Raw genomic sequence first — 10,093 nt, forward strand, 5'->3', positions numbered from 1 at the left:
CGCTCGGTTTCGACCGAGACAACTGGAAGCATGCTAATGGCTACGATTCATGTAGACGGCAAAGAATACGAAGTCAACGGGGCGGACAACCTGCTGGAAGCTTGTCTGTCTCTTGGCCTCGATATTCCGTACTTTTGCTGGCATCCGGCGCTGGGCAGCGTCGGTGCTTGCCGCCAGTGTGCGGTGAAGCAATATCAAAACGCGGAAGACACGCGTGGTCGCCTGGTGATGTCCTGTATGACGCCAGCCACCGAAGGCACCTTTATTTCGATTGATGACGAAGAAGCCAAACAGTTCCGCGAAAGCGTGGTGGAATGGTTGATGACCAACCACCCGCACGACTGTCCGGTTTGTGAAGAGGGCGGTAACTGCCATCTTCAGGATATGACCGTCATGACCGGTCACAGCTTCCGTCGCTATCGCTTTACCAAGCGTACCCACCGTAACCAGGACCTGGGGCCGTTCATCTCTCACGAAATGAACCGCTGCATCGCCTGCTACCGCTGCGTGCGTTACTACAAAGACTACGCAGACGGTCAGGATCTGGGCGTGTATGGCGCACATGACAACGTCTACTTCGGTCGTCCGGAAGACGGTACGCTTGAAAGCGAATTCTCCGGTAACCTGGTAGAAATCTGCCCGACCGGCGTATTCACGGATAAAACCCACTCCGAGCGTTACAACCGTAAATGGGACATGCAGTTTGCGCCAAGCATCTGCCAGCAGTGTTCCCTCGGCTGTAACACCAGCCCGGGTGAGCGTTATGGCGAACTGCGCCGTATCGAAAACCGTTACAACGGTACCGTTAACCACTACTTCCTGTGCGACCGCGGTCGTTTCGGCTATGGCTATGTGAACCTGAAAGACCGTCCGTGTCAGCCGGTTCAGCGCCGTGGCGACGACTTTATTACCCTGAACGCTGAACAGGCGATGCAGGGCGCGGCAGATATTCTGCGCCAGTCGAAGAAAGTGATCGGTATCGGCTCCCCGCGCGCCAGCATCGAAAGCAACTTCGCGCTGCGCGAGCTGGTTGGCGCGGAAAACTTCTATACCGGTATCGCCCAGGGCGAGCAGGAACGTCTGCAGCTGGTGCTGAAGGTGCTGCGTGAAGGCGGAATCCATACCCCTGCGCTGCGCGAAATTGAATCTTATGATGCGGTTCTGGTGCTGGGTGAAGACCTGACGCAGACCGGCGCACGCGCGGCTCTGGCGGTTCGTCAGGCGGTGAAGGGTAAAGCTCGTGAAATGGCGGCCGCGCAGAAAGTGGCTGACTGGCAAATTGCGGCAATCCTTAACATCGGCCAGCGCGCTAAGCATCCTCTGTTTGTGACTAACGTCGATAACACTCGTCTGGACGATATCGCGGCGTGGACCTACTGCGCACCGGTTGAAGATCAGGCGCGCCTCGGATTTGCGATTGCCCACGCGCTGGACAACAGCGCGCCGGCGGTTGAGCTGGATCGCGACCTGCAGAACAAGGTCGACGTGATTGTTCAGGCCCTGGCGGGTGCGAAGAAACCTCTGATTATTTCAGGTACTAACGCCGGAAGCGCGGAGATCATTCAGGCCGCAGCAAACGTTGCCAAAGCCCTGAAAGGCCGCGGTGCCGACGTTGGCGTGACCATGATTGCCCGTGCGGTGAACAGCATTGGTCTGGGCATGATTGGCGGCGGCTCGCTGGAAGAAGCGTTAAGCGAACTGGAATCCGGTGCCGCTGACGCCGTTGTGGTGCTGGAAAACGACCTGCATCGCCATGCTTCTGCCGCGCGCGTAGACGCCGTGCTCTCCAAAGCGCCGCTGGTGATGGTTATCGATCATCAACGCACCGCGATTATGGATAAAGCGCACCTGGTGCTCTCTGCGGCAAGCTTCGCAGAAAGCGACGGTACCGTAATCAACAACGAAGGCCGCGCGCAGCGTTTCTTCCAGGTTTACGACCCGGCGTCCTACGACAGCAACACCGTGATGCTGGAAAGCTGGCGCTGGCTGCACTCCCTGCACAGCACCGTACAGAGCCGTGAAGTGGACTGGACGCAGCTTGACCACGTTATCGACGCGGTAGTCGAGAAACTGCCTCAGCTGGCAGGCATTAAAGATGCCGCGCCTGAAGCAAGCTTCCGCATTCGCGGCCAGAAACTGGCGCGTGAACCGCACCGCTACAGCGGCCGTACCGCAATGCGCGCCAATATCAGCGTGCACGAACCGCGCCAGCCGCAGGATAAAGACACCATGTTCGCCTTCTCAATGGAAGGGAACAACCAGCCGTCTGCTCCGCGTTCACAGATCCCATTCGCATGGGCTCCGGGCTGGAACTCCCCGCAGGCATGGAACAAGTTCCAGGCTGAAGTGGGTGGTTCACTGCGCCACGGCGATCCGGGCGTACGTCTGATTGAAGCCTCCGAAACCGGTCTGGACTTCTTCACGACCGTTCCGGCGAGCTTCCAGGCGCAGGAAGGTAACTGGCGCATTGCGCCGTACTACCATCTGTTCGGTAGCGACGAGCTGTCCCAGCGTTCACCGGTCTTCCAGACCCGGATGCCGCAGCCGTACATCAAGCTCAACCCGGCGGATGCCGCGAAGCTTGGCGTTAACGCTGGCGCAAACATTGCCTTTAGCTATGACGGCCAGACAATCAGCCTGCCGCTGATTATCTCCGAAGGTCTGACAGCAGGGCAGGTGGGTCTGCCGATGGGTATGCCTGGCATCGCGCCGGTACTGGCGGGTGCGCGTCTTGATAACCTGCAGGAGGCAAAAGCATGAGTTGGTTAACGCCGGATCTTATCGACATCCTGCTGAGCATTCTGAAAGCGGTTGTGATTCTGCTGGTGGTGGTCACCTGCGGCGCGTTCATGAGCTTTGGTGAACGTCGTCTGCTCGGTCTGTTCCAGAACCGTTACGGACCGAACCGCGTGGGCTGGGGTGGTTCACTCCAGCTGGTCGCGGACATGATCAAGATGTTCTTTAAAGAGGACTGGATCCCGCGCTTCTCTGACCGCGTGATCTTTACTCTGGCTCCGATGATCGCCTTTACCTCGCTGCTGCTGGCGTTTGCTATCGTTCCCGTCAGCCCGACCTGGGTTGTGGCTGACCTGAACATCGGCATTCTGTTCTTCCTGATGATGGCTGGCCTCGCGGTTTACGCGGTGCTGTTCGCAGGCTGGTCCAGTAACAACAAATACTCGCTGCTGGGTGCGATGCGTGCTTCCGCGCAGACGCTGAGCTACGAAGTGTTCCTGGGTCTTTCCCTGATGGGCGTGGTGGCGCAGGCCGGTTCATTTAACATGACCGACATCGTCAACAACCAGGCTGACATCTGGAACGTTATCCCGCAGTTCTTTGGGTTTATTACCTTTGCTATCGCGGGCGTGGCGGTGTGTCACCGTCACCCGTTTGACCAGCCAGAAGCCGAACAGGAACTGGCCGACGGTTACCACATTGAATATTCCGGTATGAAATTCGGTCTGTTCTTCGTGGGCGAGTACATCGGTATCGTCACCATTTCCGCGTTGATGGTAACGCTGTTCTTTGGTGGCTGGCATGGCCCGTTCTTACCGCCGTTCATCTGGTTCGCGTTGAAAACCGCGTTCTTTATGATGATGTTCATTTTGATTCGTGCGTCCTTACCGCGTCCGCGTTATGACCAGGTAATGTCCTTCGGCTGGAAAGTGTGCCTGCCGCTGACGCTCGTCAACTTGTTGGTAACGGCGGCTGTCATTCTCTGGCAGCAGCCATAAGGGGCTTTAGACCATGACCTTAAAAGAATTATTAGTAGGTTTCGGCACCCAGGTACGCAGTATCTGGATGATCGGCCTGCACGCGTTTGCCAAACGCGAAACCCAGATGTACCCGGAAGAGCCGGTATATCTGCCGCCGCGCTACCGTGGCCGTATCGTGCTGACGCGCGATCCGGACGGTTCTGAGCGCTGCGTTGCCTGTAACCTGTGTGCGGTAGCGTGCCCGGTAGGCTGTATCTCTCTGCAAAAAGCCGAGACGGTAGATGGCCGCTGGTACCCTGAGTTCTTCCGCATCAACTTCTCACGCTGCATCTTCTGCGGTCTGTGTGAAGAAGCGTGCCCAACCACGGCGATTCAGCTGACTCCAGACTTCGAACTGGGTGAGTACAAGCGTCAGGACCTGGTGTACGAGAAAGAGGATCTGCTGATTTCCGGTCCGGGCAAATACCCGGAATATAACTTCTACCGGATGGCGGGTATGGCAATCGACGGCAAAGATAAGGGCGAAGCAGAGAACGAAGCTAAGCCTATCGACGTCAAGAGCCTGTTACCGTAAGGAGAGGGCAATGGAATTCGCTTTTTATATCTGTGGCCTTATCGCCATCCTGGCTACGCTGCGAGTGATCACGCACACCAATCCGGTGCATGCGCTGCTGTACTTAATCATTTCGCTGCTGGCCATTTCCGGGGTGTTCTTTGCGCTGGGCGCGCACTTCGCCGGTGCGCTGGAAATCATCGTCTACGCCGGTGCCATCATGGTGCTGTTCGTGTTCGTGGTGATGATGCTGAACCTGGGCGGCTCTGAAATTGAGCAGGAACGTCAGTGGTTAAAACCGCAGGTGTGGATTGGTCCGGCAATTCTGTCGGCCATCATGCTGGTGGTGATTGTTTACGCCATTCTGGGCGTGAACGATCAGGGCATCGACGGTACGCCAATCAGCGCTAAGACAGTGGGTATTGCTCTGTTTGGCCCTTACGTTCTGGCGGTTGAACTGGCGTCAATGCTGCTGCTGGCAGGTCTGGTTGTTGCCTTCCACGTCGGCCGCGAAGAGCGTGTTGGCGAGGTGCTGAGCAACCGCACTGATGACCGCGCGAAAAGAAAAACGGAGGAGCGCGCATGATCCCCTTAACACATGGACTGATCCTCGCTGCGATTTTGTTCGTTCTGGGCTTAACCGGTCTGGTTATCCGCCGCAATCTGCTGTTTATGCTGATTGGTCTGGAAATCATGATTAACGCCTCCGCGCTGGCCTCCGCGGTCGCCGGGAGCTACTGGGGCCAGGCCGACGGTCAGGTGATGTACATTCTCGCCATCAGCCTTGCGGCTGCCGAAGCGAGTATTGGCCTGGCGCCGTTGCTGCAGCTCCATCGTCGCCGCCAGAACCTGAACATCGATTCAGTAAGTGAGTTGCGTGGATGAACATGCTTGCCTTAACCATTATTTTTCCGCTGATTGGCTTCGTGCTGCTGGCGTTTTCTCGCGGCCGCTGGTCTGAGAATCTGTCTGCGACCGTGGGTATCGGCTCAATCGGTCTGGCTGCGCTGGTTACAGCGTATGCGGGTATCGACTTCTTTAACAACGGACGTCAGCCTTTCAGCGTGCCGCTGTGGACGTGGATGTCGGCCGGCGATTTCAACATCGGTTTCAACCTGGTGCTGGATGGTCTGTCTCTGACCATGCTCTCCGTTGTCACCGGCGTGGGCTTCCTGATCCACATGTTCGCCTCCTGGTATATGCGCGGTGAAGAGGGCTACTCCCGCTTCTTCGCCTACACCAACCTGTTTATCGCCAGCATGGTGGTTCTGGTGCTGGCCGATAACCTGCTGCTGATGTCCCTGGGCTGGGAAGGCGTGGGTCTGTGTTCTTACCTGCTGATCGGCTTCTACTACACCGATCCGAAGAATGGCGCAGCGGCCATGAAAGCGTTCGTCGTGACCCGCGTGGGTGACGTGTTCCTCGCTTTCGCGCTGTTCATTCTCTATAACGAACTGGGCACGCTGAACTTCCGCGAAATGGTGGAACTGGCGCCGGCGCACTTCGAAGCAGGCAACAACATGCTGTGGTGGGCAACGCTGATGCTGCTGGGTGGCGCTGTGGGTAAATCCGCGCAGCTGCCGCTGCAGACATGGCTGGCAGATGCGATGGCGGGTCCAACGCCTGTCTCCGCGCTGATCCACGCCGCGACCATGGTAACCGCGGGTGTTTACCTGATTGCGCGTACCCATGGCCTGTTCCTGATGACCCCGGAAATTCTGCATCTGGTGGGTATCGTCGGTGCGGTCACGCTGGTGCTGGCAGGCTTTGCCGCACTGGTGCAGACCGACATCAAACGCGTTCTCGCGTACTCCACCATGAGCCAGATTGGTTACATGTTCCTGGCGCTGGGCGTTCAGGCGTGGGACGCCGCCATTTTCCACCTGATGACGCACGCGTTCTTTAAAGCGCTGCTGTTCCTTTCATCCGGTTCGGTGATCCTGGCCTGCCACCACGAGCAGAATATCTTCAAGATGGGCGGACTGCGTAAGTCTATCCCGCTGGTGTATGTCTGCTTCCTGGTGGGCGGCGCGGCGCTGGCGGCACTGCCGCTGATCACCGCGGGCTTCTTCAGTAAGGACGAAATCCTTGCGGGTGCCATGGCGAATGGTCATATCAATCTGATGGTTGCGGGTCTGGTCGGTGCGTTCATGACCTCCCTGTATACCTTCCGTATGATTTTCATCGTATTCCACGGTAAAGAACAAATTCACGCTCACGCAGGGAAGGGGATCACCCATCACCTGCCGCTGATTGTGCTGCTGGTACTCTCCACCTTCGTTGGCGCGATGATTGTGCCACCGCTGCAGGGCGTACTCCCGGCGACAACCGAGCTTGAGCACGGTCGCGTTCTGACGCTTGAAATCACCTCCGGCGTGGTCGCTATCGCGGGCATCCTGATTGCTGCATGGCTGTGGCTGGGTAAACGCACGCTGGTGACTGCCGTTGCCAACAGTGCGCCGGGCCGTCTGCTGGGCACCTGGTGGTACAACGCGTGGGGCTTCGACTGGCTGTACGACATGATCTTCGTTAAGCCGTTCCTGGGCATCGCGTGGCTGGTAAAACGCGACCCGCTGAACAGCCTGATGAATATCCCGGCGATCCTCTCCCGCTTTGCAGGTAAAGGCCTGCTGTACAGTGAGAACGGTTATCTGCGCTGGTATGTGGCATCCATGAGCATCGGTGCGGTTGTCGTGCTGGCGCTGCTGATGGTGTTGCGTTGATCGTTAAGTGAATTTTATTCGAATTCGTTGAAAATCAGGCCCCTGCTGGGGGCCTTAAAAAGGAATGTAAATCGCCATGTTACTACCCTGGCTAATATTAATTCCCTTCATCGGCGGCTTCCTGTGCTGGCAGACTGAACGCTTTGGCGTGAAGATGCCGCGCTGGATCGCGCTGATCACCATGGGATTAACGCTCGCACTTGGCCTGCAACTCTGGTTGCAGGGTGGCTACTCTCTGACCCAGTCTGCGGGCATTCCGCAGTGGCAGTCTGAGTTTATCCTGCCGTGGATCCCGCGTTTCGGCATTACGATCCACCTCGCGATTGACGGTTTGTCGCTGCTGATGGTGGTGCTGACCGGCCTGCTCGGCGTTCTGGCGGTACTTTGCTCCTGGCGAGAAATCGAAAAATACCAGGGCTTCTTCCACCTGAACCTGATGCGGATCCTGGGCGGCGTGATCGGCGTGTTCCTTGCCATCGACATGTTCCTGTTCTTCTTCTTCTGGGAGATGATGCTGGTGCCGATGTATTTCCTGATCGCGCTGTGGGGCCATAAGGCGTCCGACGGTAAAACGCGTATCACGGCGGCAACCAAGTTCTTCATCTATACCCAGGCGAGCGGTCTGGTGATGCTGATTGCCATCCTGGCGCTGGTGTTTGTGCATTACAATGCGACCGGTGTTTGGACCTTCAACTATGAAGAGCTGCTGAAGACCCCGATGTCTCACGGCGTGGAATACCTGCTGATGCTGGGCTTCTTCATCGCCTTCGCGGTGAAAATGCCGGTGGTTCCGCTGCACGGCTGGCTGCCAGACGCGCACTCTCAGGCACCGACGGCGGGTTCCGTTGACCTGGCGGGCATCTTGCTGAAAACGGCGGCCTACGGTCTGCTGCGTTTCGCACTGCCGCTGTTCCCGAATGCCTCCGCTGAATTCGCGCCCATTGCCATGTGGCTCGGTGTGATCGGTATCTTCTACGGCGCGTGGATGGCCTTCACGCAGTACGACATCAAGCGTCTGATTGCCTATACCTCCGTTTCCCACATGGGCTTCGTGCTGATTGCGATCTACACCGGCAGCCAGCTGGCGTACCAGGGCGCGGTCATTCAGATGATTGCTCACGGCCTGTCCGCCGCGGGTCTCTTCATCCTGTGCGGTCAGCTGTACGAACGTCTGCACACTCGCGACATGCGTATGATGGGCGGCCTGTGGGGCAAAATGAAATGGCTGCCAGCGCTCTCCATGTTCTTCGCGGTTGCCACCCTGGGTATGCCGGGCACCGGTAACTTCGTCGGCGAATTTATGATTCTGTTCGGCAGCTTCAAAGTGGTTCCGATGATTACCGTCATCTCCACCTTTGGTCTGGTGTTCGCTTCCGTGTACTCGCTGGCGATGCTGCACCGCGCTTACTTCGGTAAAGCGAAGAGCGAAATTGCTGCACAAGAACTGCCGGGGATGTCGCTGCGTGAGCTGTTCATCATCCTGCTGCTGGTCGTACTGCTGGTGCTGTTGGGCTTCTATCCGCAGCCGATTCTGGATACCTCGCATAGCGCGATGGGCAACATCCAGCAGTGGTTTGTTAATTCTGCTTCTACTACAAGGCCGTAATTCGCCATGACAATAACTCCACAACAACTGATCGCGCTGCTACCGCTGCTGATCGTCGGATTGACGGTGGTGGTTGTGATGCTCTCCATTGCGTGGCGACGCAATCACTTCCTGAATGCGACCCTGTCCGTTTTGGGTCTGAACGCTGCGTTAGTCTCCCTCTGGTTTGTTGGCCAGGCGGGCGCGATGGATGTCACGCCGCTGATGCGCGTTGACGGTTACGCCATGCTGTACACCGGTCTGGTTCTGCTGGCGAGCCTGGCAACCTGCACCTTTGCGTACCCGTGGCTTGAAGGCTACAACGACAACAAAGAAGAGTTTTACCTGCTGGTACTGATTGCCGCACTGGGCGGCATTCTGCTGGCGAACGCGAACCACCTGGCCGCGCTGTTCCTCGGTATTGAGCTGATCTCACTCCCGCTGTTCGGCCTGATTGGTTACGCCTTCCGCCAGAAACGCTCTCTGGAAGCGGCGATCAAGTACACCATCTTGTCCGCTGCTGCCTCGTCGTTCCTGCTGTTCGGTATCGCGCTGCTGTACGCACAGACGGGTAATCTCTCCTTCCTGGCCATCGGCAAGAGCCTCGGCGACGGCATGCTGCACGAGCCGCTGCTGCTGGCGGGTCTGGGCATGATGATTGTTGGCCTCGGCTTCAAGCTCTCTCTGGTGCCGTTCCACCTGTGGACGCCAGACGTATACCAGGGCGCACCGGCTCCAGTGTCGACCTTCCTGGCGACAGCGAGCAAAATCGCTATCTTCGGTGTGGTGATGCGTCTGTTCCTGTACGCACCGGTAGGTGACAGCGAAGCGGTTCGCGTGGTGCTGGGCATTATCGCGTTCGTCTCTATCATCTTCGGTAACCTGATGGCGCTGAGCCAGACCAACATCAAGCGTCTGCTGGGCTACTCGTCTATCTCACACCTGGGTTACCTGCTGGTGGCGCTGATTGCGCTGCAGAGCGGCGAGATGTCGATGGAAGCCGTGGGCGTGTATCTGGCGGGTTACCTGTTTAGCAGCCTCGGCGCGTTCGGCGTGGTGAGCCTGATGTCCAGCCCGTACCGTGGCCCGGATGCGGATTCACTGTTCTCCTACCGTGGTCTGTTCTGGCACCGTCCGATTCTGTCTGCTGTGATGACCGTAATGATGCTCTCGCTGGCGGGTATCCCGATGACGCTGGGCTTTATCGGTAAGTTCTATGTGTTGGCAGTCGGTGTTCATGCGGGTCTGTGGTGGCTGACGGCGGGTGTTGTTATCGGCTCCGCGATTGGTCTCTACTACTACCTGCGCGTGGCCGTGAGCCTGTACCTGAGCGCGCCTCAGCAGCTTAACCGCGATGCTCCGACCAACTGGCAGTACAGCGCCGGTGGTATCGTGGTGCTTATCTCTGCGCTGCTGGTGCTGATCTTCGGTATCTATCCGCAGCCGCTGATTGATATCGTGCAGCGAGCGATGCCGTTAATGTAAAAGCAAAAAACCCGCCTCGGCGGGTTTTTTT

At 57.7% G+C, this 10,093-nt stretch carries 8 protein-coding genes; all 8 read left to right on the top strand.

From position 1 onward, the window contains the following. Positions 1-36: 36 nt before the first annotated feature. The 8 genes from nuoG to nuoN all read left to right on the top strand — a co-directional run bounded on the left by nuoG (position 37) and on the right by nuoN (position 10,062). On the top strand, positions 37-2,760 hold the full coding sequence (gene nuoG, locus ENTMO_RS0116620) for an NADH-quinone oxidoreductase subunit NuoG (protein WP_010433349.1): 2,724 nt from the start codon (positions 37-39) through the stop codon (positions 2,758-2,760). Then, the gene (nuoH, locus tag ENTMO_RS0116625; RefSeq protein ID WP_010433351.1) at positions 2,757-3,734 is read left to right on the top strand and encodes an NADH-quinone oxidoreductase subunit NuoH; all 978 of its coding nucleotides are present in this window, start codon (positions 2,757-2,759) and stop codon (positions 3,732-3,734) included. Before nuoG ends, nuoH begins: the two co-directional genes overlap by 4 nt. Positions 3,735-3,747: 13 nt before the next feature. Beyond that, positions 3,748-4,290, top strand: coding sequence for an NADH-quinone oxidoreductase subunit NuoI (nuoI, locus tag ENTMO_RS0116630; protein ID WP_010433353.1), 543 nt, complete (start codon positions 3,748-3,750; stop codon positions 4,288-4,290). Positions 4,291-4,300: 10 nt separating this feature from the next. Next, positions 4,301-4,855 carry an NADH-quinone oxidoreductase subunit J gene (nuoJ, locus tag ENTMO_RS0116635; RefSeq protein WP_010433354.1) on the top strand — a complete coding sequence of 185 codons (555 nt, stop codon included), beginning with the start codon at positions 4,301-4,303 and terminating at the stop codon, positions 4,853-4,855. Beyond that, positions 4,852-5,154: an NADH-quinone oxidoreductase subunit NuoK gene (nuoK, locus tag ENTMO_RS0116640; protein WP_010433356.1), complete on the top strand. Its 303-nt coding sequence runs from the start codon at positions 4,852-4,854 to the stop codon at positions 5,152-5,154. Before nuoJ ends, nuoK begins: the two co-directional genes overlap by 4 nt. Continuing rightward, positions 5,151-6,992, top strand: a complete 1,842-nt coding sequence (gene nuoL, locus ENTMO_RS0116645; RefSeq protein ID WP_010433358.1) for an NADH-quinone oxidoreductase subunit L — start codon at positions 5,151-5,153, stop codon at positions 6,990-6,992. Before nuoK ends, nuoL begins: the two co-directional genes overlap by 4 nt. 76 nt (positions 6,993-7,068) lie before the next feature. Next, positions 7,069-8,598 (top strand): NADH-quinone oxidoreductase subunit M, encoded by a 1,530-nt coding sequence (gene nuoM / locus ENTMO_RS0116650; RefSeq protein WP_010433359.1) that lies wholly within the window; start codon positions 7,069-7,071, stop codon positions 8,596-8,598. Between the two features lie 6 nt (positions 8,599-8,604). Beyond that, positions 8,605-10,062, top strand: coding sequence for an NADH-quinone oxidoreductase subunit NuoN (gene nuoN, locus ENTMO_RS0116655; protein ID WP_010433361.1), 1,458 nt, complete (start codon positions 8,605-8,607; stop codon positions 10,060-10,062). The last annotated feature ends 31 nt before the right edge of the window (positions 10,063-10,093 follow it).

This window comes from Enterobacter mori LMG 25706, assembly GCF_000211415.1.
Lineage (GTDB): Bacteria > Pseudomonadota > Gammaproteobacteria > Enterobacterales > Enterobacteriaceae > Enterobacter > Enterobacter mori.